This window comes from Cuniculiplasma divulgatum, assembly GCF_900083515.1.
In the GTDB taxonomy this organism is placed as follows: domain Archaea; phylum Thermoplasmatota; class Thermoplasmata; order Thermoplasmatales; family Thermoplasmataceae; genus Cuniculiplasma; species Cuniculiplasma divulgatum.
The window spans coordinates 1,716,458-1,739,011 of record NZ_LT671858.1 but is presented as its reverse complement, the minus strand read 5'-3'; the positions used below and the strand labels follow the sequence as shown (position 1 = coordinate 1,739,011).

Annotated in this window: 20 protein-coding genes and 2 pseudogenes; 7 read left to right on the top strand and 15 right to left on the bottom strand. The window is 41.9% G+C overall.

All coding sequences use genetic code 11. The annotated features are described in order from the left end of the window. Nucleotides 1–195: 195 nt before the first annotated feature. Nucleotides 196–1,179: a hypothetical protein gene (locus tag CSP5_RS09925; RefSeq protein WP_241869816.1), complete on the bottom strand. Its 984-nt coding sequence runs from the start codon at nucleotides 1,177–1,179 to the stop codon at nucleotides 196–198. Between the two features lie 233 nt (nucleotides 1,180–1,412). On the opposite strand from CSP5_RS09925, the gene tnpC reads away from it, so the two are divergent. The 6 genes and pseudogenes from tnpC to CSP5_RS08590 all read left to right on the top strand — a co-directional run bounded on the left by tnpC (nucleotide 1,413) and on the right by CSP5_RS08590 (nucleotide 4,954). Continuing rightward, entirely contained in the window at nucleotides 1,413–2,783 is a 1,371-nt protein-coding gene (gene tnpC / locus CSP5_RS08615; protein ID WP_172399456.1) for an IS66 family transposase, read from the top strand. Nucleotides 2,784–2,859: 76 nt separating this feature from the next. Then, the gene (locus tag CSP5_RS08610) at nucleotides 2,860–3,336 is read left to right on the top strand and encodes a hypothetical protein (protein WP_148690161.1); all 477 of its coding nucleotides are present in this window, start codon (nucleotides 2,860–2,862) and stop codon (nucleotides 3,334–3,336) included. A 304-nt stretch (nucleotides 3,337–3,640) separates the two neighbouring features. Beyond that, nucleotides 3,641–4,063 (top strand): FAD-binding oxidoreductase, encoded by a 423-nt coding sequence (locus tag CSP5_RS08605; RefSeq protein WP_172399455.1) that lies wholly within the window; start codon nucleotides 3,641–3,643, stop codon nucleotides 4,061–4,063. A gap of 224 nt (nucleotides 4,064–4,287) precedes the next feature. Beyond that, nucleotides 4,288–4,431 (top strand): annotated as a pseudogene (locus CSP5_RS10070) (FAD-binding protein); the annotation flags it as partial. 89 nt (nucleotides 4,432–4,520) lie between these two features. After that, nucleotides 4,521–4,742, top strand: a complete 222-nt coding sequence (locus CSP5_RS08595) for an IS110 family transposase (protein WP_148690158.1) — start codon at nucleotides 4,521–4,523, stop codon at nucleotides 4,740–4,742. Beyond that, entirely contained in the window at nucleotides 4,727–4,954 is a 228-nt protein-coding gene (locus CSP5_RS08590; protein ID WP_172399454.1) for a transposase, read from the top strand. Before CSP5_RS08595 ends, CSP5_RS08590 begins: the two co-directional genes overlap by 16 nt. Before the next feature lie 282 nt (nucleotides 4,955–5,236). Here the strand turns inward: CSP5_RS08590 and CSP5_RS08585 are convergent, their stop codons facing one another. The 13 genes and pseudogenes from CSP5_RS08585 to CSP5_RS08520 all read right to left on the bottom strand — a co-directional run bounded on the left by CSP5_RS08585 (nucleotide 5,237) and on the right by CSP5_RS08520 (nucleotide 20,518). Beyond that, nucleotides 5,237–5,470 carry a transposase gene (locus CSP5_RS08585; RefSeq protein WP_148690156.1) on the bottom strand — a complete coding sequence of 78 codons (234 nt, stop codon included), beginning with the start codon at nucleotides 5,468–5,470 and terminating at the stop codon, nucleotides 5,237–5,239. 60 nt (nucleotides 5,471–5,530) lie between these two features. After that, entirely contained in the window at nucleotides 5,531–7,177 is a 1,647-nt protein-coding gene (locus CSP5_RS08580; RefSeq protein WP_148690155.1) for an IS1634 family transposase, read from the bottom strand. A gap of 109 nt (nucleotides 7,178–7,286) precedes the next feature. Next, nucleotides 7,287–8,150: pseudogene (locus CSP5_RS09920) on the bottom strand (IS256 family transposase). 185 nt (nucleotides 8,151–8,335) lie between these two features. Continuing rightward, nucleotides 8,336–8,872, bottom strand: a complete 537-nt coding sequence (locus CSP5_RS08565; RefSeq protein ID WP_148690152.1) for a hypothetical protein — start codon at nucleotides 8,870–8,872, stop codon at nucleotides 8,336–8,338. Next, nucleotides 8,814–9,134 carry a hypothetical protein gene (locus tag CSP5_RS08560; RefSeq protein WP_148690151.1) on the bottom strand — a complete coding sequence of 107 codons (321 nt, stop codon included), beginning with the start codon at nucleotides 9,132–9,134 and terminating at the stop codon, nucleotides 8,814–8,816. The genes CSP5_RS08565 and CSP5_RS08560 overlap by 59 nt, the downstream gene beginning before the upstream one ends. A gap of 2 nt (nucleotides 9,135–9,136) precedes the next feature. After that, nucleotides 9,137–10,591: a hypothetical protein gene (locus CSP5_RS08555; RefSeq protein ID WP_148690150.1), complete on the bottom strand. Its 1,455-nt coding sequence runs from the start codon at nucleotides 10,589–10,591 to the stop codon at nucleotides 9,137–9,139. 601 nt (nucleotides 10,592–11,192) lie between these two features. After that, nucleotides 11,193–14,168 (bottom strand): DEAD/DEAH box helicase family protein, encoded by a 2,976-nt coding sequence (locus CSP5_RS08550; RefSeq protein ID WP_148690149.1) that lies wholly within the window; start codon nucleotides 14,166–14,168, stop codon nucleotides 11,193–11,195. A gap of 1 nt (nucleotide 14,169) precedes the next feature. After that, nucleotides 14,170–16,710 carry a DNA methyltransferase gene (locus tag CSP5_RS08545; RefSeq protein WP_148690148.1) on the bottom strand — a complete coding sequence of 847 codons (2,541 nt, stop codon included), beginning with the start codon at nucleotides 16,708–16,710 and terminating at the stop codon, nucleotides 14,170–14,172. Between the two features lie 43 nt (nucleotides 16,711–16,753). Continuing rightward, nucleotides 16,754–17,797: a Cdc6/Cdc18 family protein gene (locus tag CSP5_RS08540; RefSeq protein ID WP_148690147.1), complete on the bottom strand. Its 1,044-nt coding sequence runs from the start codon at nucleotides 17,795–17,797 to the stop codon at nucleotides 16,754–16,756. A 261-nt stretch (nucleotides 17,798–18,058) separates the two neighbouring features. Beyond that, nucleotides 18,059–18,664: a recombinase family protein gene (locus tag CSP5_RS08535; protein ID WP_148690146.1), complete on the bottom strand. Its 606-nt coding sequence runs from the start codon at nucleotides 18,662–18,664 to the stop codon at nucleotides 18,059–18,061. 354 nt (nucleotides 18,665–19,018) lie between these two features. Continuing rightward, entirely contained in the window at nucleotides 19,019–19,453 is a 435-nt protein-coding gene (locus CSP5_RS08530) for a hypothetical protein (protein ID WP_148690145.1), read from the bottom strand. Between the two features lie 40 nt (nucleotides 19,454–19,493). Then, nucleotides 19,494–19,769, bottom strand: coding sequence for a hypothetical protein (locus CSP5_RS08525; RefSeq protein ID WP_148690144.1), 276 nt, complete (start codon nucleotides 19,767–19,769; stop codon nucleotides 19,494–19,496). Further along, complete coding sequence (locus CSP5_RS08520; protein ID WP_148690143.1) at nucleotides 19,766–20,518, bottom strand: ParA family protein; 753 nt, start codon at nucleotides 20,516–20,518, stop codon at nucleotides 19,766–19,768. The genes CSP5_RS08525 and CSP5_RS08520 overlap by 4 nt, the downstream gene beginning before the upstream one ends. A gap of 117 nt (nucleotides 20,519–20,635) precedes the next feature. Between CSP5_RS08520 and CSP5_RS09820 the strand changes: the two genes are divergently transcribed. Then, nucleotides 20,636–20,782, top strand: a complete 147-nt coding sequence (locus tag CSP5_RS09820) for a hypothetical protein (RefSeq protein WP_172399453.1) — start codon at nucleotides 20,636–20,638, stop codon at nucleotides 20,780–20,782. Here the strand turns inward: CSP5_RS09820 and CSP5_RS08515 are convergent. Next, the gene (locus tag CSP5_RS08515) at nucleotides 20,777–22,552 is read right to left on the bottom strand and encodes an ATP-binding protein (protein ID WP_148690142.1); all 1,776 of its coding nucleotides are present in this window, start codon (nucleotides 22,550–22,552) and stop codon (nucleotides 20,777–20,779) included. The two genes, CSP5_RS09820 and CSP5_RS08515, sit on opposite strands and share 6 nt — an antisense overlap. Between the last annotated feature and the right edge of the window lie 2 nt (nucleotides 22,553–22,554).

Below are 22,554 nucleotides of genomic sequence, written 5' to 3'. Positions count from 1 at the left end.
CCTTCTCTATCCTTCCAGGACCTGAATTTGATTTCAACTTTATCCAAAATCACCGGTTATTGATCCCCATCTCCCCATTTTCATGTCTATTACGAAATCCATGAATATGATCCATTCCAGTCCTGAAAGACTTCTCATGAGATTTATGAGTCCATAAATTATAGATCAGCACTGAAAAATAGAATATGAAATATCTCACGCCAATGTCAGGGGAATGTCTCTTCTCCTCAAGTACCATCTTCTCTCCATAACCATTCTCAATACTCCACCTTTCCCGGTATATCTCTGCAAGATTCTCAACAGGTCTTCAGTGACCTCAATGTTTGTATAAAATGAGAAATCATGAAGTTTACCGTCCTTATGGTATTTCACATGTACGAAGCTGGCCTTAGCCACCTCTCTCCTTTCAGAGTAATTCGTATCCTTTTTCTTTAATCTCAACACCCTTGGACTGTCCCTTGCAGGTACAATGTATTTCATCCCCATGGTATCCACATTATTCATCACACCTGCATCCAGATAGCCACGATCCATGAGAATGATGTTGATCTTTATTCCAGGTTCCACCGCATGTTCAATAGGTGTCTCTACCTCCCTGGAACTGTCAATACCGTCAGGCTGATCATGTCGCATGACTGAAAGTACAGACCTCTCACCCCTCTTCACAGATTCCAGTGTTGCAAATCTGTATGCCCTGTCTGTACCCCTGAACTTCTTTGATCCCACACCCATGAGATATCTGCTGTCAGCACCATAATATGGATGGTCATGTTCGTCTATTGCAACATTCACGGCTGTTGAGAAGGCACCCATGGAGATTGCCTTCTTAACGATGAGATCCAGCAGTGACTCTATCGTTTGTATTCCAGTTCTCACTGTTTTCCTCTTCTTATTCCTGTCAGATCCTTTTCTCCTGTGTGAACCTGATTCAGAGGCAATTCCCTTCAACAGCCTGAACATGGTATCACCTGATGGTGTTCCTGTATCTCCGTAATTTCTCACATATGTTTCAATGTACAGATGATCTGCAATGGTATTCCTCAGTGTTCCTGATACATCGCCTTCAGTATAGATGGAATGTTCCTTAATGACAGGTGCGAACATGTTCTTCAAGGCTGAGGAGAAAAATTCTTTTGTATCCTTTACATTACACAACGGGGCGTTATTTTGTGTCTTCATAATACAATATTAATCCCCCTAATTTTAAGTCGTCTGCCAGGATAAATAAATAATGAGAACCTTTTGTATGGTAATAAACTACATTCCCGATGAATTATGCATGTCTGATCCGGTTGGACATGCGGAGAGTGTGGGTTAATGGTAACAGTTCAGTCCCTTGTGCCACACTTTTATTCTGACGCAGTGTTATGAACCGAAAGGTCTATATATAAGTAATGCATTATATTATTAGAATGATTAAATTACTTGCCGAAACACCCGGAGACCAGGACATGATTGATAAGATTCTCAGGGCCTTCGATCAATTGAGAAAACGTCTGGAGGACAAAAACAGGGAACTTGAGGAATACAAAAAGAGACATCCTGCAACCGTAGGTGTGAAGAATGGAAAGACCTATGACATTGCAGTACCACAGGATGTAAAACCTGACATCATGGATCATGAAAACCCTGGGAAGAGAGAACCGGGATCACAGGAAGGTCACCCCGGGCACTTCAGGATCAGAAAAAAGCCAACAGAAAGCATAAGGATCCACCTGGATCTGAAGGAATGCCCCGAGTGCCATTCCCCCCTGAGGAGAAAGGGATCAAGGTCAAGGATCATAGAGGATATCCCGGTCATAAAACCTGATATCATAGAGTACAGTATGGATCGATTATACTGCACAAAATGCCACAGGGTATATGAACCAGAAATACCCGATGCATTTCCCAATGCAACATTATCACTGAGGGCAATGATCACCGTTGCCTACTTCCGCATAGGCATGAGAATAAGCATTGAGAACGTTTCGAGGATGATGAAAGAGGTATTCGGCATCCATGTATCAGAAGGGGAGATACAGAATATCCTGTCACAACTCTCCAATGCACTTGGAGATGAATATACCAGGTTGCTGGACAGTATCAGGGAATCATCCTACCGCCACATGGATTCCACTTCATGGAGGATTGACGGCGATAATTACAACCTCTGGACATTTCTCACAGAGACAGAGGCCATATTCCACATATCCAGGGGAAACGGCCATGATGTTCCCATGGAGGTTCTCGGTGAACATAATGGAACCGATGTTCATGACAGGCATTCCGCATTCGAAACACTTGCCAAAGAGACAGGCAACAATCAGCAGTACTGCTGGTCTCACATAATCTGTGATGCAAAGGAACTGGAACAGTTCTACGGTGAGGAGGGATCAGGAATAAAGAGATCCATTCAATCAGTATATGATGAGGCAAAGGGATTCCATGGCCATGGCACCATGGATGATGTTGAGAATCTTTACCACAGACTTGTCTTCCTCCTGGATACAGATTATGAAAACGCGAGATCGAGAAAGTTTGTTAAGAATCTTCTGAAACGGAAGAAGGAGTGGTTGTTCCGTTTCGTCATTGATCCTGATGTTGAAGCGACAAACAACAGGGCAGAGAGGGCACTGAGACCTTCGGTCATATACAGGAAAATATCAGGCGGATCCAGATCAGATAGAGGCGCTGATATCTATACGAAGATCTTTTCCGTATATTACACATCAAAGCTGAGGGGAAAAAGCTTCATTACAGATACGTCATCCGTAATAAAAAGGAGTGCTAAACCGGGATGAAAGGATCGGGCACATCAGACTGACCAGTTACGGTTAATGGGAATCCTTATTAATATTTGAAGCATGGCTAGAACCGATGTCAGGGACGCATGCAAATTCTGTAAACGAGCAGGGCATGAGTTTCTTTATAGTGGTCATAGCGATAGAACTGTTGCTTCTCGCCGTGCAGTTTGTGTTCGGGATATGGATGAACCTCTTCGCACCGTTCCCTACCGCTCGGGTAGCGTTTCAACCCTATGCTATGATGACTGTTATGATATCGGTGCCCGAGCTAATGATTCATATGATGAATGGCGTCCTCATCGGGCTCCTTTCCCTGATGATATTTGTATTGGCTATCATGAGGGCAGATTTCAGGTCGGCTGCCATAAGCGCAGTTGCATCACTCTCAATCCTCTTGGCAGGCATAAGCGGCCTTCTGTTCCTTTTTTCCGGCTTTCAGGATAACGTCTTCTCCTTTGCTATGTCAATTGGATTCATCGTGGCAGTAATCTCATACTTTTTCCTAGTCTATTCAGCGGCTATCCTCCCGCGAGGGAAAGCTTCCATTTAAGGCAATGGGGTTACGAATGGCCACTTGTACACGTTGTACATGTAAAGACGTGCGATCGGATCAGGTGAGTCCTATGCTGATTGCTCTCTTCCTGCAACCGGGGGAAACAATATTCGCACCCTTTTACATCCCCCTGAATGCAGATCCAACTGGAAACCAGGCCCATAATTAACAAAGTTCTCCATCGCTAAGCGTGGAAACCATGGCACTCTTGGGAAAACATAGAGAAATTTTCCGGCAATCATCGAATGGTTATATCCCAAATAAAAGCTATAAGATGCCAACTCTTTGGGATGGAGAATACATGATTTCGAAAAAGGTCATAGTTGCATTTGAAAAACTGCTTGGGAGCGAGAACGTGTTTCTGGACAGAACAAGATTGTCCCTCTACAGCAAAGGGAGCATAGATCGCTACGAGCATCTGCCAGAGATAGTGCTTCAGGTACAAAGCGCAGGCCAGGTAACCGTAGCGATGGGCATCGCGGCAAGACATAAGATTCCGGTGGTCGTCAGGGGTGGAGGCTTGAGCACCACCGGTGCCGTGGTCCCGGTGGAAGGAGTGATAGTGCTGGACATGAAACGCATGAACAGGATCGAGGTCTCGATTGAGAACGGTTACATGGTCGCGGAAGCGGGCACCACTCTATTCGAAGCCGATGCAGCATGCAGCGGAAGTTCCATCAGATTTTCCATAGAAAACTATCATAATTCCCTGTATTCAACTTAATAAGTTATATTTTGAACGCTTCATATACATGCTCACGAACATACGAAATATTTATGGCGTTCCATGTATCTCATATAGTGTTCATACCAGAGGCAATCCAGCACACCGGCACGCATGTACCCACGAAAAAAAAAATTGAATCATAAACGAGGGAAATAGTAACACAAGCCATTTTTGTAGGTAACTCCTTTTAATTTTCGTGGAACTTCCGATGCAGGAAGCATGGTTTCTTCTTTCCTCCTGATCCCTCCAACGTGAGCGTAGCCACTGTGGGCGGATCTATCAACGAGAATTTCGGCGGGATGAGATGCGCTCGATACGGGGTCATCAAAGATTGGATACCCAAGCTGGAAATTGTCTTCGGTTAATGGTTTTTAGACTGAGATGCTCGATTTTTCCCTTAGTTGAAGTTGCAGCAAGTCAGATAATGCTGCAGCTCATGGTAAGGTGATAAGAAATGTATAGCATAGCTATGGATGTAGGGAAATACAAAACGTACGGAATAATCGACAAGGATGGTGAGATAGTGAAGGAGGGGTGTGTACTTACCAGCAGAGAGGAGTTCAGCAGATTCCTTGAGAGTATAAGTGAAGCTACGATTATAGTGGAGGCCTCCCCCACTATAGACGAGTTAGTCTCATTCTTACCCGCCACACGATCAAAGTGGCCAATCCACTGAAGGTGAGACTGATCGCAGAATCTATGAACAAGACGGGCAAAAACGATGCACATATATTGCTGGATCTATACACGAAGGAATACACGCCTGAATCCTATCTTCCGTCTGGAGAAATAGGCGAATCGAGGAACATTTGCAGGAATCGTAATTTCCTCGTAAGGCAGAGGACAGCAATAAAGAACAGGATTAGAGATCAATCGTACCGCCTGTGAATGGATTTCTCAGGTTACACAAAGAAGAATCTCTCCATTCTGAGAGGTCTGTCCATACCGTCCAGAATCTTGTGTAAACTTAAGGATACCTCTCCTGGAACATTTCCCTGATCCCGTCCTTGCATTTATAATATCCTCTAATCAGACATTGTCAACTTTTAGTTGATTTTCACGGGTAATATACGCAGAGCTAACAATTGACAAATTGTATAAACTACATTCTTTAGGGGCTCTGTCGAGAAGTGACAAATTCTCAACTGAAGTCTATCAGTATTTTTTCAACTATTTTTTGACAATGTCTCTAATCACAATGTGTGACCACCTCTCATTCAATTCTGCTGCTCTCAGGTATACAATTTTCATTGCACTGTTCTCTGTTGGCAGTGAGTCAATGACCTTGATCCTTCTACGGATCTCCCTATTCATCCTCTCTATTATGTTTGAAGAGTGTATTGACCTTCTTATCTGGATCGGATATGAGTAATAGGTAAACAGTGATCCAAGTCTCTTCTCCATGTTGTATCGGAAGTTCCATGAAAAAAAAGAAAAATAATCACATATAAACAGCGTGTTTTCCTACTTCTTCCGTTTAAGTTCCAATTTCTTTCTGGTGGATACACCTGTATCGCTGCATGGTATTGCCTCTGGTAATGTTACCGAAAGTGCATTGAGTAGCTTTGAACCCATTTCCCGTGGTTTCGGTATCTGATTGTACTTTACCCTGTCTACCTTTGTGATTATATTGTTTATTGATGATAGTTCATGTATACCCTCCTCCACAGTGATACTGATATCCTTCCATTTCTCCCTGAGATGTTTTTCAATGATGTATGAGAGCATGGCAATGAATACATGATCCCCTGTGCGTGATTTCTTCCTCACATGTATGGGGCGTAATTCTATGGTATCGGATTTCATCGTCCTGAATGCCCATTCCACATTTGCAAGATCCCTGTATCTCCGGTGTATGATCTCCTTGCTTCCCTGATTAACAGGAAGATTTGATCTGATCACATAACAGCCGTCAAGAAGTGATATCTCCTTCAGTGCATTCTCGTCCGACTTGATCGTGAGGGTCCGTCCTGAAGCCTCCACACTGATGAATCCTGATACATTCAACTTCTCAATCCTTTCATTCACAAGGGAGAGTGCAGTGGAAACATCAGCCTTCTGATGTTCTGAGAGGTATTTGTTCCTCTCATCCACTGTCTTCCTGATCTTTTCGATCTTTTTGTTCCTGTTATCTTTGATCTCCTCTGCTCTTACCGGGTTTCTCCTCAGTATGTATCTTATGCCGTTATTCTCAATCTCACATAACTTCTCCGTGAAGAGTTCCATCTGTATGATCTTCTGTTTAAGGAGTGTTTCCATCTGTGCCTTTGTTGTTGCTGTTATGTAATAGAATTTCTCTTCAGAGAGATCCGCAATCTGTTCCGTCTTGATCATGCCGCGATCTCCGACCATGGTTACAGATTCACAGCCAAAATCTGATGCAAGCTTCTTTATCTGTGATGTGAACGTTTTCACATCCGATGTGTTTCCTTTAAAGACCTCTATGGATACCGGCCATCCATTCTCATCTGTCAATAAACCTATGACTATCTGCATCTTTCCTCTCTTTTTGTCACGGTTATACCCGAATTCTGCGTATTCATTCTTCTCTCCCTCCAGGTAACTGGATGTAACATCATAAAGATACAGTGAGGGTATATTTCCCTCATATCTTGAACTGAAGAGTCTCTTCTCTATGGATCTCTGATTCGATTCTATCCAGTCCATTGCACTGTACAGATCATCCTCGTTGAATGAGTTAAGACCCATGACGTCTACGGCAGCATGTCTCTGTGCCAATCGTACATTGGCCATTCTTGATCCCGGTTCAATGAGTCTTGCAAGTATCATCCACAGTACACGTTTAGCCTCTTCTGTATTTCCCATAGCCTTCACTATGCCAAGTTCCTGTGCAACCTTATACAGTGAGAATACTGCACCAACTGAGAGACCCTGTGATGACTGTATATCATCCTTACCCTTGAGAATGTCAGATAAATTACCCTTGTACTTCAATGCAAGTCTTATTGCCTGTATCTCTTCAGGAGAACAGTGAGAGATGTTTGCAATGGTTCTCTGCTTCACCTTTCCGTTATCTCTGTAGGATTCTCTCAGGAGATATCTGGTGTATGTCTTCCCATACTGTGTCGATTTGCTGACATCCACGTACATAGTGCTTACAAACTATAATGCATGAATGGCTAAATACTTTTCTATTTACCAAATACTTAGTGGGATGTTGAAACATGTAAATTATTGATATTTTCAGTTAAATACTGGTTCAAATCAAAAAAAGGGAGCTGGAACTTCCGTTGTATAATGGTCGCGGATACTTTTGAGACCATTTATCCTTGAAACTGTTGAACCTTTTGATCGCATCATCCTTTTCCTCTGAGAGAAATATCTTCTTCAGGTCCCGATCTATCTCCTCCCTGTCCGATTCCCGAACATCTGATTCCACATTTCTGGATGCATGAACCGTGCATAGCTGGAAATCTGCCCGGGGGAATATCTTCTTTATTTCCTCGTCAAGTTTCGGAATTCAATCGGCAATGAAAAGCAGTGGTTCCCCTACTCCCCTGTCATAAAGATCCCGGATCACGGTGAAGTATGTATTGTGTGATTCCTTCACCGTGAGATAAAAACCCAGAATCTCATATTCTCCAGTTTCCCTTATTCCAAGTGCAAATATTATGGGATCTTTTTCCACAGTATCCCTTCTGAGGAAGAAGAGGCCGTCCAGGAATATTGCGATGTACCTTTTTTCCAGGGATCTGTTTTGGAACCTGTTCACCTCTTCCATGGTTGCATCCGTTATGGATGAAATCGTGGATCTTGAGTACCTCTTCCTGAATATTGTCTGGAGAATCTCTGCAGTGTTTCTGGTAGACACCCCCTTTGAATACAGTGATATGACGAGTTCATCGATCCCTATGGATCTATCATATGGCTGGAATACTTCAGTCCTGAAGTTCCCTTCACGGTCTCTGGGAACGTTTATGGAGGGTATTTCTCCCATTTTTGTCTTCATGCCTCTCCCATAAAACCCATTGGCTGATCCCCCATTCTCCCTCAGGAAGACGTCCCTCTCTGTTTTCATGAGGTTTTCTATGTATTCCTTCACTGCATTCTTTGCTACTTCCATTAGTTTTTTATCCATCTCTTCCGTTGTTTATACGCCTCTTTGGTTGATCAGAGAGGCATCCTTTCATGTTTCATGAAACTTATTCCATTCCGTGACTCATGAGTTATATTTACACAAGATCTATGACACTGTCCTGACAGAATGGACTGGTCGGGATTTGATTAATGTTTTAAGCGAATACTATTCTATTTCTTAACATCGCTTATCTCGACACTATCTAATTCTCTGCCCAGATTATCGACCTTGAATTCCTTTGAGAACTTGCGTCCTGTAGAGCCACTAGAATACGTAAGAGTGACTTTGGCAAAATGTTCGCCTTGAGGCAGTCTCCATTCAGGAATTCTGTGCCCTAGTCCAAAACGCAAATAGCCCCAAGCGCTAAAGCCGTAGCAGTCTGGATCATCATTGTATTTTACTATGAGACCAAAGCTTTCTGGATCATCAGATGGATATAGATCAATGGATTCTGAAATGGGGATCAGGAAATCATTAGGTGTTTCAGTATTTTCGCTTTTAATCGTGCCATCTTTGCACCATTTCACGGGCACCCGCTGGTAAACAAAGGGCTGTGAACCGCGATCCCATTTTCCACTAATTCCAAATTTTTCAGTGCCTCCAAGATCATGGAAGTTTATGCGTATTCTGCAGTTAAACGCTGGGGATCTACCAGAATTCTTGACTCTTAAATGGTAATACGCTCTTCTTCCACTCTTTTGTTTCATGAATGGAAGGTTCACTTCCTGCGGCTTTTGGTACAATATCTATACTTAGAGAGGGCCTAATCAGAAGGCTCCAAATAATTTGTGAACTCAGGGATATAAGAATTCCAGTGAGTACAGCGATTAGGAATGGAAATGTTTGTAACATGTAATTTCTTGTTGCCTGTAGTTGTGGAACGACATTCGAATATAGTAGCATTATAAATGAAATGACGACCAACAGAAGGGCAATGGTAAATCTCTCACGTTTCCTCGAATCGCTCATTTTCACAACCTAATCAAAAAAAGAACAACATTTACAATAGTCGCGACAGCAATAACAACCGTGAGACACAGCATCCTTCTTGAATACTTACGGTCCTCTTCAATTTTCAAGACATCTATCTTCGATTTCCTTAAGTCAGTAGCACCCAAGAGATGCTTTTCGTTTGAATTGAGATCTTTTAGAACGAGGGATGCGAGATTGGATGCTATGGGACCAGGTTTCTCCAATCCATATTGTTCTGGATTTGTTGAATACAGTGTGGCTTCTTCTGGGGGGATAGGAAACTCATAGAGAAATGTCTTCCTGGAAGGGTTGGCTAAATCCTGTAATTCTCTCCGATAATTCACCGAGATTTTTTCATTTATGCCTGTATGGAATATTAGGTCTCGCAATTCTTCTAGGGTTTTATTAGCATCCGTGTTGGCATTCGTCTGGGAGGGGCTCTGCTTTGTGGTAATCTCCGTAACCAATTTTTCTACGTGTCTGTTCCACGAATTCAACAATTGTAGTGCAAGTATCTGTCCGGCCCCAAACGAGAAGTCCAGGAGAGAGGGTCTCTCTGGGAACTGCAATACAGGCATACTCTCCAGATTAGCCAATGGTATCTGTGATCCCCCCATACTCAGGACGCAAAGGTACAAAGGAGGGGAATCCCCTAGGGATCCTTGAACAATTTTTCCAATGATGAACATCTTGTTGGCATACCCTCTGACTATGCTCTGTTCGTAAGAAAATCCGCCCTCAAGGAAACTTACAGGCTCCAATGAAATGATTTTAGTTCTAATATCCTTGATCTTTTGCTCTTGCTGAAGCGTACCTTTTGAAATAACCTTGTCAACCTCATCTGCAGGTATTTTGCAGTTCTCTCGAGCTTCAATTACTTTTTGTTCTATTAGGTCTCTTATGGATATTTCCTTCTCAAGCGAATCGAGTTCTTTATTGAAATCATCAAAGAATTCGCGCTCAGTTTCTATGACAAATTCAGCAACAAAATTCCGGAGGACAACGTTAGGTATGGCCCTAGACGAGAACTTAAGAATGCGAAAATCCTTAGAAGAATCTGCAATAGGAATTGAACCTTCGCTGAAGCAACTTCCAAGAAGAAGGGAAACTTTCCATATTTTGCCCTCCAGATCAGATTTCTTGAGCTTCTGAAGGTCATCAGTTTTCAAGACGACTTCTATGACGACGACTTTGATAGGGAGTATACCGTCCCTATAGATCCAGAAACGTGCATCTTTAATGTATTGAAACAGTCCATCATGCGAGTTTTGTGTCTTTTCGAGTTGAGCAATGAATTCGGTGATATTCTGTATTTGAAACATGGACGGGCCATTATCCTTCGGAAGCTGTTCAGTAACGCCAAGCGTCTTGATTTGCTCGACGACGTCCTTCTCATCAACATCGTCCAGTAGGAAGTCGCCGAAAAGCAATCGTGAGTATGCCAGTTTTGTCACATTCTCTACAAAACACATGTTACTCGCAGCTTAATATTTGTTTGGCGTTAGACCCCTTTCTTTTATGTTTTCGCCTACCTTTTCCCAAAAGGTATGGTCGTAGTGCTGTGCAGTTATTTCCCCTTGAATTGTTGAGAGACAGCACGGCACGAGAGAACCCCTCATATTATCCCGTATCGAGCGGAGCGAGATTGTGCGGTCAAAAATTCCCCTTTCCCTGTCCCCCTCAAATTGCACTCCGCAGGAGAGAATAATGTGCCCGAAGCGAGCCGGAAGTCTTGCGAAGCAAGACCGAGTGGTGTAAGCGTTAGCGGTGGGTGGTGTGAAACACCAAGCGAAGCGAAGGTGTGTAGCACCACCCATACACCACGAGCGGCGAGCACAGGACACCACCCTGAATGAGCAAGGCGAATGAGGGGCTCTTCGAAGAAGAGTGCGAGATGGAAATCAAAAGAGGGGTAAGGGGTGAATTTTGATTGAAGGCGAAGCATGGGGTCCTGTGCTCGGCGTGCAGGCGAGCGAAGGGCACATAGTAATTGGCGAAGGCTCAAAGAGGGGTCAGGTGTGAATTTGAGCCTGAGCTTCAAGGCTTTGGTTTGTTCTAGAAAACAGAGAATATCTGACCAACATCATCTATCCAGTACTTCCTATAGTTCTTACCAACTGAATTCGGGTTATCTGTTCTCATGAATAGATACACCTTTATGGAAAAATCACCAAACTGAAACGTCTTCTGCGAGCTATGGTCCTCAAAAAGTTTACTGAAATAATCCGCTTTCTGTTGATAATCTGTATATTTGGTGCTCTTAGGATCAATGAATACTACCCTATATTCATTCCCTTTCTTGAGCCAGAAGATGAAGTCTGGAGAGTAATCTCTCATCTTGTTTTTTTCTCCATCATAGTATGGTATATTGACTCTATCAAGACTTTCATCGACTTTAGAGAAAACCCACCAGTCTATTTTAAGGCTCTTGCCCTTGTCACTTGATATAAACGAATCTAGGTCGTGGACAAATTTCGTCTCACTATCTACCTTGATTATATGGTTTATGAAATCTGCCTTGTCCGATGCCGCTAAAATTATTGGTAAATAGTAATGATGAGCTATATTGATCAATTCTATTTTACTTTCATCATAATCGAACAGTAATTTCTTCTTATTGCTTGCCAGTTTCTCTATCTGAGAAGTATATTCATCAATATCTATTTCTTTAGATTCAAGTTTCTTCTTGAGTTCATTCTTAATAAGTTCCGGATTTTTAAATCTCCTTACCTCATCTATCTTGTCAGTTAGCTCTTTTTTCTTATCTTCGGATATCACCTCCACACTGATTTCTTTAAAATGAATGATCTCGTCCTCAAGTTCTTTAAATTTGTCCATTTCCTTCATAGAGGTATTAAGATGGTCTATGAGATTCGACAATTGTTTATGGGCATTATTCAAATCATTATTCACAAAATTGTCCGCTTCCAAATAATCGTGTAATCTGCTCAAAGCGGCGGGTCTGGATCTATCTGAATAGAGTGCATAGATTACTCTATCATCGCCAATCCAGTTAACATAATTTTCCAAAAGCTTGAAATTGCCTCTGAATTTTGGTAGCTCCTTTAACTGAACCTCTTTCTTTTCAACGTAAATCGGCAAAAGAAGTGTTGGATTGAAGTCAAAGTTACTCTTCCTAACATCTATAAGTTCACCAGCTTTTTCTCGCTCAAATTTTATACTTTCCATTATTTCTCTTAGGTTTTGTTCGTTCGTTCCAAAAACGAACAGTGTCTCTATAAGCGATATTGAGCATTCCTTCTTCTTTTCCTGTACAAGAGAAAATACTTGCTTTGCTTCGATGTCTCCGTTCTTTGACAAGGTTTCAAGTCTTTGGCGTTTATCCTTAAGCGGTTCTATTCTTACTCCCCTGCCTAACGATTGTAGGACGTATTTTTTTGCATCCCCGCTCCCTATATTTACAAAAACCATCACGTTTGGCCTGTTTGAGTCCCAGCCCTCGTAAAAAGCCCTGGAACCCATAAGTATGTTAATAGTACTGTTGTTGCTATTAAGATTGCTAAAAAAGCTATCTTCCATGGGATTTTCGCTCACCTCGTAGTCTGATAGGGTATCCTTTAACCATTTTGTTATATCACCTATCTTAATTGAGGCAAAATATTTATCCGAAGTCTTAAGTTTGAATGCAAGTTCTTCCTTATTTGCCTGTGTCCTAATTACCTCTATTTTCCCAGTGCTGTCGGCATTGTAAACGAATTTTAAAACATCATCGAAGGTTAGATTTGTGAATTCAGCGTTCCCCAATGTAAGCTTTCTATTTCCGAACACGTAATTCGGCTGATTTTTTAACTCATCTATTATAGAACTTTTAACCTCCTCAAACAAACTCATGTCTATCTTATTGAGCGCTATTTCTCCCAGAGTTTCAAAGAATATTTGAAGATCTGAATTTTCTATACTTGTGGTATTTCCGTAAAGTACCAGCAGCGGGTTATGATAGACCTTATCCGAAGTAAGCGACAATTCTTGGTGTGCCTTTTTAACCATTGCTAAAGTGATCAGAGTCTTCAGAACAATGATTTTTCTTTCCTCAAAATTGGGGTCATCATCTTCCCTTTCGAATGCCTCCATGCTCTGTTGTGAAACGTAAACATTCTTCCCATATCCTCTTTCAGTAAAAGCTTCTAAATTGAGGTTAAAAACCGTTGTTATCAAATCCCAAGCATCAGTGAAGGTGGCAGAGAAATTGAAAAGAAATCCATTTCGGGAGAGGATTGAGTAGAAAATCTGCCTCTTGGAGTCTTCCTTATTGCCCTTATGTGCTTCATCAAGGATTATGTACCATTTCCCATTGTTTTCAATATCCTCGAATGATAGGAGCTTCTCGCCAGAAGTGTCTGAAATCAGGTCTGACCTGTAGATGAATATGTTTATGTCCTCCTTGCTAAAAAGTAAATTATGCTTTACGTTATCGTATTCTTTTAAATCCCAATACCTTATTTTTAATGGTGAAAACGAATTGAACTCGTCGATATGGGCCTTAATTTGGTCTATTAGGTCTTCCCGATACGTGAGAAATAAGATGTCTTCATCGGGAATTGCTCCTCTTTTTTTAAGTTCGTGCAAAACTTCTATCAGTTTGACTATTACAAGGCTCTTTCCACTACCTGTAGCCATCCAAAAACCCATTCTGTTCGTGAAGTTGAAGAACGGTATCCTTTCATCTTCGGAACTGTAGAATTTACTTGCAATCTTGAAAATATTGCTATTTTTAGTTGAGACGCCCAATGCGTCTGCATGCTTTATTTGTGCTTTGATTGAGTTGAAGAGTGACTTTTTCCCTTCCAAGACACTGTTATCATAATCAGACACCGGAAAGTGTAAAAGATTGGCATAGTAATTATATAGAAATTTCAATCCTGACCTCAAAGCTTCCTTTTGATAATCGTACAGAAATTTCTTGTCAGAGAACCTTTCAAATTTGAAATCCCAGGTGTCTGGCAAGACCTCAAGTGTTATGTCTGCAATAAGTCGTTGGTAAACTGGTCGTACCTTTTCATTGTTAGCCATTCTACCACCAAATTAGGGGTTTAATTGTTTGGAAATCTATTTCTGAGAAGTATACTTTTTCATCGTCCTCAAAGATAACTGCATCTTTTTCTATTCGCTTGATGAACTTTCCCTTAATATTAGACAGAGTCTCCGCGAGGTCGATATTAGGATAAATCTCATCGTACTTGATCTTTATTTTATTATTCTTGTAATCTACTTCCATTCTGTCAATCATTTTTTTATCTTTTAGGAAAACATATTGATTGTAAACATCATCAGTATTCAACTTAAAAAAGGGCTCAGAATCACTGTAATGGGTGTTTTTTAGTGCTTGCTCATACTGTTCCACCTCATAGTACTTGAAAAATCCTCCCCCATTCCAATTTACATCTTTGCTTAGATGTGGCCGCCTGACAACAGGGCTATGGATAGCTCGGAACTCTTTGTCTCCATGCAATACGATTTTCATTCTTCCAAGTGCCCCAATTTTTCTCATGATAACGGTCATTTCATTCTTTGTTTCAGAAATCACTTTTATGATAGATAGATTATTTCGTTCTATTAGCTCTTCATTGTTTTCAGAATCCTCCTCAGCCTTTGTTTTACTTATTTTTACCACGTCTAAGTAGGTTTCGTTGAAGTAGTCTCCCATTTCTATTCCTATCCACTTTCTTGAAAGCTTCTGAGCTACACTGGTTGTAGTACCACTCCCAAGAAAGCAATCTAACACTAAATTTTGTGGGTTGGATGAAGTTTGAACAATCCGTCTGAGCAAATTCTCCGGTTTCTGGTTACTGGCAAATGATAAACTCTCTGTGATCCTGGGCTCGCTATACTGGAAAGAATAGATGTCGTTCCAGACCGTACCTTTGGCTTTAACTCTATACTTAACACTATCACGAACAAAGCTTCCGTTGTTCCATTTTTCTACGTAAAGTGACTTTTTATTATCGCCAATAACATCCAACCAACCTATGTTGGCATCTTCTCGATTTAGCAGTTCATATGCTTTATGAAAAACTGGTGATGGTCCTTTTACATAGTAGTGTATAAAGTCAGCTTGGCGGATCCAGTTTAATGCCTGTGACTTAAATCCAGATATATTTTCGCCCGTATTCCATGTTATCTTCGCTCTGAAGTTATCAGCTCCGAAAGTATTGTCCAACAAGATTCTCGCATAATGCTCTGATATGTGGTCAAGGTGTAGATATAGATTGCCTTGTGGATTGAGGAAAGGATATAAAATGTCAAGTCTATTTTTGATCATTGTCAACCAAGAAGATACTTGATAGTTATCTAGGAAGATAAAATCGTTACCTGTATTAAATGGGGGGTCTAAATAAATCAATTCGACTTTTTCCCTCCATTTGGGAAAAATTGTCCTAAGAACCTGATAATTTTCGCCGTGTATTAAGTACCCATCAAGCTCCGCGTCTAAATTAGAAAATAGCTGTATTATCTTTAGCTCCATATCTTTAAAATATTTGGTATCGATGGGGAGGGTTTCGTACTTGCTGTTTACACTGATTGAAGAACCTTCCGCAACTATAATCGAATTCTCTTTAAAATCATCTTTGACTATTCCTAAATCTACCCATTCTTTAACCTGTTCAGAAAAATTAGCATGACTTATTATTTCACGAAGGAGTTGGTAACCACCCTCCTGTTGCACAATCCGGTCTAAGGTTACGACATAGTTCGAGTTTAGAATGAATTTAGGCTTATTCCATATTTTTACCAGTTCATCCTCAAATTGGGCAACAAAATCAATTACTTTGTAAGCAATATATTTTAAGGTTTTTAACTGTTTAAGTCTCTTTTCCGAATAATCGCTCTCATCATCAAAAATGTAATTCTTTAACCATAGATCGAATTGCTCTCTCAAAAATGCCTTTGCATCTTTATTGATAAAATAGTCGACTTCTGTCTGTCTCTTAAACGTCTTGAACAATCCATCTAGTTGATCTTCAGTTATATTTATGTTGTTTCTATAGAACTCTTTTAAAATCTCAGATACCTTTGTTTCCTTTCCATGTTCTGAATATTGCGGTTTGAACGTTATGGTTCTATCGTTTATGCTCTCAAGCTCAAAGATTAGTACCCTTTTCTCGTTAGACCTCTTCCCCTCTATCTGAGTTGCATCAAATTTGATTGTATATTCTGAACCTTCTATTTCGCAACTAATTGATAAAGTCTTGTATAGATTGTCAGTCTTAACATAGTAAAGCATGTTGGTTTTCCAAAAAAGCATAACGTCCTGATTGTTGGTATATATTTTTTCATATACTTTTGATTTTAACGGCGTATAACTAAAATATATACTTCCTGATTCTGAAAAGTAAGTTCTGAAGAATGTATGGAGCTTAGTAAATAACTCTTCTTTGAATTCTGGGAATTCAGCCGTTTCCTTTTCAATATCAGATTTCAAAAATTTGAGAATCTTTTCAAAATATGTCGACTTTATCTTCATTAAATTTACAAAGCCAGAATTTCCCTCAACTTTGGCACCAATAAAAATATTCTTTAAGTCTTGGTAAAATTCATCTTCATTTCTGACCATTTCACAACCTCTTTTTCAGCTCTCCTGATACTATAGACTCATCCTATAATAATATTTGCGACTCCATAGTATAATATCTGCCTATCTTCTTCTTTATCAGCGTGACAAGGCCAAGGTTCTGCAGGTAGTTGACACTCTGGAAGAATGTTGACTTGCTCATTCCCTTTACAAGGAAATTGTTGATATTTGTTACTTCTGAATATGCCTTGTTGGTGTCCTGATTCTTGATCAACGAGGCGAGAATCAATAAATCTCTGCCGCCAAGGTTCCTGAGGGTTTCGCCTTCCACTTCAACGTAAGCCTGCCTTAATGCTGATTTAACTGCGTCATCGTTCCATTTGTTGATCCTGCCCAGTATCTCAAGAGCTTTTATCCCTATTCTTGCATCGCTCCTGTATTCCCTGACGAGCATTGCCGAAAGCAGTCCCAAAGCTTCCCTGTCAAACTTGTTCAGGCCTTCCTCTGCCCTCATTTTCAATATTTCGCGAATCTCGTCAGCGTTGTATTCATGGAACACTATGTGGTCAGGTTGCATCGAACTCTTGACACTTTCGTCGTTCATGTCCTTGTACCAGTAGACCTTCTGCGTTAATAGGATAAGATTGGCCTTTGTGTGTCTGGATAAGTGATACAGTACGTCATAATCCTGGAGGAAATCGACTTCGTCAAGAATGACGATGGATTTCCCAGAGAGCATGGAATCGAGCCTGCTCTTCACCTCGTCTATGTCGTGACCCCGGCTGTCTATTCTTGTCATCTTTCTATAGATCTTTGTTGAAGTGGGATTCTCTCTGGCATTCACATAGAAGAAAGGCATGGATTTGCTCTCCCTGAAGGCGGATGCTATTGTTAGCGCGCTAAGGGTTTTTCCTGAACCCTTGGAACCATAGATGATTATGTGCCTTGGAAGATTCAGGTTAACGTAATCAGCAAGGTCGTTTGTTACCTTGTTCAATTCGCTTCTTATGAGTATTCTTGGTGGCTTGAAGTCCATGTCGAAGATGATTGCATTCTTTATGTTGCTCGTCTCCTTGGCTCGTTCCTTCACCTTTGCCTCCACAAACGATATGGGGTCTTTCATTGACATAGAATTACCCTTGCAACTATTTTATTGGACACGCAAAATTCTTAAGACTTCCGAACAAGCCGAATATTGCAGTGTTGTAAAATGGTAATTTCACATTTTGGAGAGAGAGTGTCAGAAAACGAGTGAGGCTTCCAGATAGGATAATGCTGTTCAAAAGATAACTAAATTCCATTTTTCTGGTATGTTATGTCTATTGTATTAGTTATATAATATATAAGAAGGACACTGACGCGTTCGGCGACTCTCTCTCTTTCCGTGAGACTATGGGGTTTCCTTAAGAATGCTCAGTATCGGGGTTACTGAGCATTCCATGGACTTCGCTATAGCTCTGGCGGACAGACCTTTTCCTTTCAGCTCTAGAACCTTTCTCCTGTCTATGAAGTTCCCATTCCTGGTTTTCAGTGCAGGCCTTCCAAATTTAACTCCCTTGTTCATTGCCTGCTCTCTGCCAGCTTTGGTGCGGGAATTGATTATGTTCCTTTCAAATTCAGCAAAGGCGCCCAGAATTTGCAGCAGGAGTCTTCCATTTGGGGTGGTGGTATCTATGCCCGGGTCATTGACGCTGACGAATCCTACGCCCTTCTGGTCAAGGTATTCAAGCGTTCTTAACAGGTCGGATAAGGATCGGGCAAACCTGTCGATCTTTGATACTATGACCACTTTAGGCCTCAGGTCAAGGGATTTCAGCATCCTTTCGAATTCGGGCCTCTGCGTATTCTTCCCGGATTTTGCCTTGTCTTCAAAGAATTCAAGCTCGTAGCCTCTGGGCTCGGCGCACTGTCTGATTACCTCCTTCTGTCTCTCGTTTGAGCCCTGCCTGACCTCTTCCTGCGTGCTGGCTCTTACGTAGGCAAAAGCGAGTGTCATTTAATTCATAGAATTTAGGGGCGCATACGTTATTAAAATCCTGTGTTTAGCGGCGTTACTAAAATTACAAGTTTAGTGACATAAAAATCAGGATAATGTTCGCCTACTTCTTGAAGCTTCAATGGACCTGAAAGTTATCTCTAGGTTGCATGAATTATGCTGGCTACACCATTCTTGGCATTTACCAGCATCGGTCTTGTTCTCATAGTGGAGCTTGCAAATTTCGCACTGGAATAGATTTTCATCCAACTTGACCATTCTATCGCCTTATGATATCGAATTTGTCTCTCCGAATGAGGTTTTCGGTTAACCATGACTTTGTTAATAGTTTTTCGATAACGGGCTCCACACTCTTCAAATCTCTGAAAATCTACTTCCCAAATGGTCCTTTAGGAGTTTCTGAGTCACTTCCACATCCGTTAGAACCTTCATTTTATGCACCCGTTCGTCCACTGTGACCTCCAACCGTTCTGGCGCGTTAAATGTCACCTTCTTCATGCTTGACCAGGGAAGGGTTTTGCTTTTTTCCTCACCCTCAAGTTGTTTCAAGGGCATGCTATCCCATCTTTTTACTTTTGGTGAACTTACAACGGCCTCGAAAGCAATACTGACTATTCCACCAGTAATCGCGCCACCTATAGCGCCACCAATTCCTACAAACAACCAAAATAAGACAAATACTACGAAAAAGGTTACCCAGAACAGCTTGCCGGAATATGTTATCATTCTTACTCCACCTCCATCGGAGAAGTACCAATACGTGTTTTCCTTCTCTTTAGCTTTTACCAAGGTCATATACCTCCCTTTTATCCAAGTTTACTGTTAACCGCTACTTTGTTAACCGTTTCCTGATTTCAGTTTCCACGCTTTCCATATCCTTGCCCTTCTCCTGCGCTATGTGGTCAAGATCGGAACGCCACTTCTTTATGAGTTCCTCATTTCCGAAGTATTTAGCAAACCTTCTGTAGGTCTCATATTGCCTTTCCGTCACCTTGAAGCCTATGGTCTTTGTATATCTCTCTGGTGTTTCGCTTGTTTCAGCAGTGGTGCTGGAATTCTGTGATATTAGACTATCCAAGCCTCTCTTCTTAATATCTGCCATCATTTCACCTGGACTATTCTCTCTATTTCATTTGCAAGCGCAACATAGGATTTTGACGCAGGGGCATTTTTCCTGTATTTTACAATAGGAGAACCTGCCATGGTGGAATCCGTTATGGTCACGTTTCTTGGAATAATTGTCTTAAGCAGGTTCTTTGAATAATGCTTCCTGACATCATCAAGAACTTCCCTGGAAGACCTTGTTCTTGAATTGAACATCGTTATGACCAATCCCAGCAGCTTCAGGTTTCTTGAAAGCCTTGAATTCACGAGTTTTATGACTCTCATGAGTTGCGTCAATCCCTCCAGGGCAAAGAATTCAGCCTGTACAGGTATTAGAACGTACTCGGATGCAACCAGCGAGTTGATGGTGAATATCCCAAGGCTGGGCGGCGTATCAATGATGATGAAGTCGTATTTCCTCGCTACCTTCTTTAGCTCGTTATCCAGGATGTATTCACGGCCAATTTTTCCGGTTAGCTCCACCTCTGCGCCCGCAAGATCGATGGTGCTGGGCACTATGTCGATTCCGTCTTTCTGTAGGATTGCGTCCTCAATCCTTCCGTTGAGCATCACATCATAGATTGTATGCTTCTGCTCCGCTTTGTTGATACCAAAATGAGTGGTCAGATTTCCCTGCGGGTCTATGTCCACTAAGAGTACGCGATGTTTCTTCCCAAGCAATGCTCCGAGGTTGGCTGCGGTGGTTGTCTTACCGCATCCTCCCTTCTGGTTGGCGATGGATATGATCATCAATCAAGCTTGTGTGGAAAGAGTTAAAAGTTTATGGTTAACTCTCTTGGAATAACGGTTAGCGGTTAACTTCTGTTAGAATGGAAGATTATTATCCCCTTTCTACCAATATAAAACATGGCAGTTCCAATTTCACCAATTGAAGCCTCGATTGGAGGAGCACTGATTGTATTCTTCATTCTATTCGTTATTTTCAAGAGTCTAGTCAAGGCAGGTATCGCATTCGTTATAGTTTTGGCCATCCTCTTCATGCTACATTTATGAGCCTCTATTCTTTTGAGGCTCCTCAAGAAGGAACTTGATGGAGTCTATGGTAGCAACAGCGACGTTCTCTCCTAATCCTGTATATTTCTCCATTAGCTCTTTGTTTGGAACCACAATTATTACTCTCAGATTTGTGTTGCGAATCCTATCTTTCAGGTCTTCCATGCTGTGTTTCAGGCCAGTCTCGATTTCTACCATGAAGAAGTCGGTTTCAATGTCAAATGCGCTTCTTTCACCTGTGGCGGATATCCTGTTTATGTTGACGCCCAAATCGTTCAGTATCCCAACGACCTGACTCTGCATCCCCGTATGTAGGTTGGAGAGGTTCGGGCTCCTAGAATAGTACATCACTATTGGCTTTCCGTCCCTGATGTATTTTACCCTGCCGACCTCGTTGCTGTTCTTAAGTTCTTCAAGAGCGGATTTCAGCTTGAGCTTTGCCTGGTCCTTCGTGACGCCGTACTTCTCGGCGATCATCTTTCCCATCTCCGTCGCATAGGACATCCTGTCGCTGAGTATCTCCAGGGCCTCCCTCCTGTAGTCGATAGCCTCTCCTCTCCCTCCGGCTCCCTCTTCCCTTCCTGGCTCTGATACCACCGCTACGACCTTCTGTATATCTCTGTGCTCCGAACCATTGGAAACGTACGTGAACACAGGCGAGAATGATGACCCTTCAGGAAATTCTATGTCAATGAACTGTCTTGGCTGCAGCACCTCGACGGCGTATCTCATGAGCGGGTTATATGACAGAAGGTTGAGATCGGAGTCTCCCAGCCTGAATGTAAATTTCGTGCCGAAGTTTGCCCTCATCTCAGGCAGTATGTCGATAAGGTTCTGTGTGATGATCCAGAGCATCCCCTTGTCTCTTATCTCGCGGGACATGACATCAAGGATTGTATGATATGACTTGGTCAGGCGATGGGCTTCATCGATCAGGATAAGAACATCATTCCTCTTGCGCTCTTCCATTTCCCTGTATATCTGCCTCAGCACAAGCTCGGCATAGAAGTTCTGAGCCTGCTTTGTCGGTAAGGATGAGAAGTCGAAAACAACACTTCCATCATCAAGAGCTACGCTTCCCATATCCTCGATAACCAGGCTCTTCACGTTCTGTTCTATGGCGTTCAGTGCCTCCACCTGGTTCTTGGATGCAGATCTCTTCCTATCTTTCAGCCTCTTCATGAAATCCTTCCAGCTGTTGCTATCGGAAGCAAGCTCCTGCAGGAATCCTGGAGTCTGCTGAAGCTGTATTCCGGATGAGGTCTTGTCACCAAAGAATGCGGTCATGTATGCCTCAGAAAAGGCGTTCATATCGCTGAATGGGTTGGGTAGACACTCCTTTGCATCTATGACCGGAATTCCAAGGTGCAATTCGTGGTCGTTTGGCTTGAATGAGAAAATGATTATCTCCTTGTCGCTGAATATCGATATTAGGTGAGTGGTCAGATAGCTCTTGCCCTGTCCTGATACTCCCGTTATTGACACATTCCTGTTGCCTTTGTGGATGATATAGTCCCCGAGGGAAGACGCCTTTGGAGAGCATTCTTCTCTCCTGAATTTCCCTCTCTCGGCGTCAGGGATTATTGCGTAAGCAATTGCAGTTCTACCTGTGAACCTTTTGAGCCTTTTCTCTGGATGATAGAATAGTCTTTCCTCGTTCCTTATGGGCAATTCTATTATTGGTCTGGATAGGACCTTTCGTGCCTTGATGAGATCGGAAAAGCCCATTTCCCGCATATTTCTGTCTTCGCATCGCAAATATTTATCCATTC

What these genes read in the sequence shown, in the direction of transcription:
- CSP5_RS09925 (WP_241869816.1), bottom strand. Translation starts at nt 1,179, where the DNA reads ATGAAGACACAAAATAACGCCCCGTTGTGTAATGTAAAGGATACAAAA.
- tnpC (WP_172399456.1), top strand. Translation starts at nt 1,413, where the DNA reads ATGATTAAATTACTTGCCGAAACACCCGGAGACCAGGACATGATTGAT.
- CSP5_RS08610 (WP_148690161.1), top strand. Translation starts at nt 2,860, where the DNA reads ATGTCAGGGACGCATGCAAATTCTGTAAACGAGCAGGGCATGAGTTTC.
- CSP5_RS08605 (WP_172399455.1), top strand. Translation starts at nt 3,641, where the DNA reads ATGATTTCGAAAAAGGTCATAGTTGCATTTGAAAAACTGCTTGGGAGC.
- CSP5_RS08595 (WP_148690158.1), top strand. Translation starts at nt 4,521, where the DNA reads ATGTATAGCATAGCTATGGATGTAGGGAAATACAAAACGTACGGAATA.
- CSP5_RS08585 (WP_148690156.1), bottom strand. Translation starts at nt 5,470, where the DNA reads ATGGAGAAGAGACTTGGATCACTGTTTACCTATTACTCATATCCGATC.
- CSP5_RS08580 (WP_148690155.1), bottom strand. Translation starts at nt 7,177, where the DNA reads ATGTACGTGGATGTCAGCAAATCGACACAGTATGGGAAGACATACACC.
- CSP5_RS08565 (WP_148690152.1), bottom strand. Translation starts at nt 8,872, where the DNA reads ATGAAACAAAAGAGTGGAAGAAGAGCGTATTACCATTTAAGAGTCAAG.
- CSP5_RS08560 (WP_148690151.1), bottom strand. Translation starts at nt 9,134, where the DNA reads ATGAGCGATTCGAGGAAACGTGAGAGATTTACCATTGCCCTTCTGTTG.
- CSP5_RS08550 (WP_148690149.1), bottom strand. Translation starts at nt 14,168, where the DNA reads ATGGCTAACAATGAAAAGGTACGACCAGTTTACCAACGACTTATTGCA.
- CSP5_RS08545 (WP_148690148.1), bottom strand. Translation starts at nt 16,710, where the DNA reads ATGGTCAGAAATGAAGATGAATTTTACCAAGACTTAAAGAATATTTTT.
- CSP5_RS08540 (WP_148690147.1), bottom strand. Translation starts at nt 17,797, where the DNA reads ATGTCAATGAAAGACCCCATATCGTTTGTGGAGGCAAAGGTGAAGGAA.
- CSP5_RS08535 (WP_148690146.1), bottom strand. Translation starts at nt 18,664, where the DNA reads ATGACACTCGCTTTTGCCTACGTAAGAGCCAGCACGCAGGAAGAGGTC.
- CSP5_RS08525 (WP_148690144.1), bottom strand. Translation starts at nt 19,769, where the DNA reads ATGATGGCAGATATTAAGAAGAGAGGCTTGGATAGTCTAATATCACAG.
- CSP5_RS08520 (WP_148690143.1), bottom strand. Translation starts at nt 20,518, where the DNA reads ATGATCATATCCATCGCCAACCAGAAGGGAGGATGCGGTAAGACAACC.
- CSP5_RS09820 (WP_172399453.1), top strand. Translation starts at nt 20,636, where the DNA reads ATGGCAGTTCCAATTTCACCAATTGAAGCCTCGATTGGAGGAGCACTG.
- CSP5_RS08515 (WP_148690142.1), bottom strand. Translation starts at nt 22,552, where the DNA reads ATGGATAAATATTTGCGATGCGAAGACAGAAATATGCGGGAAATGGGC.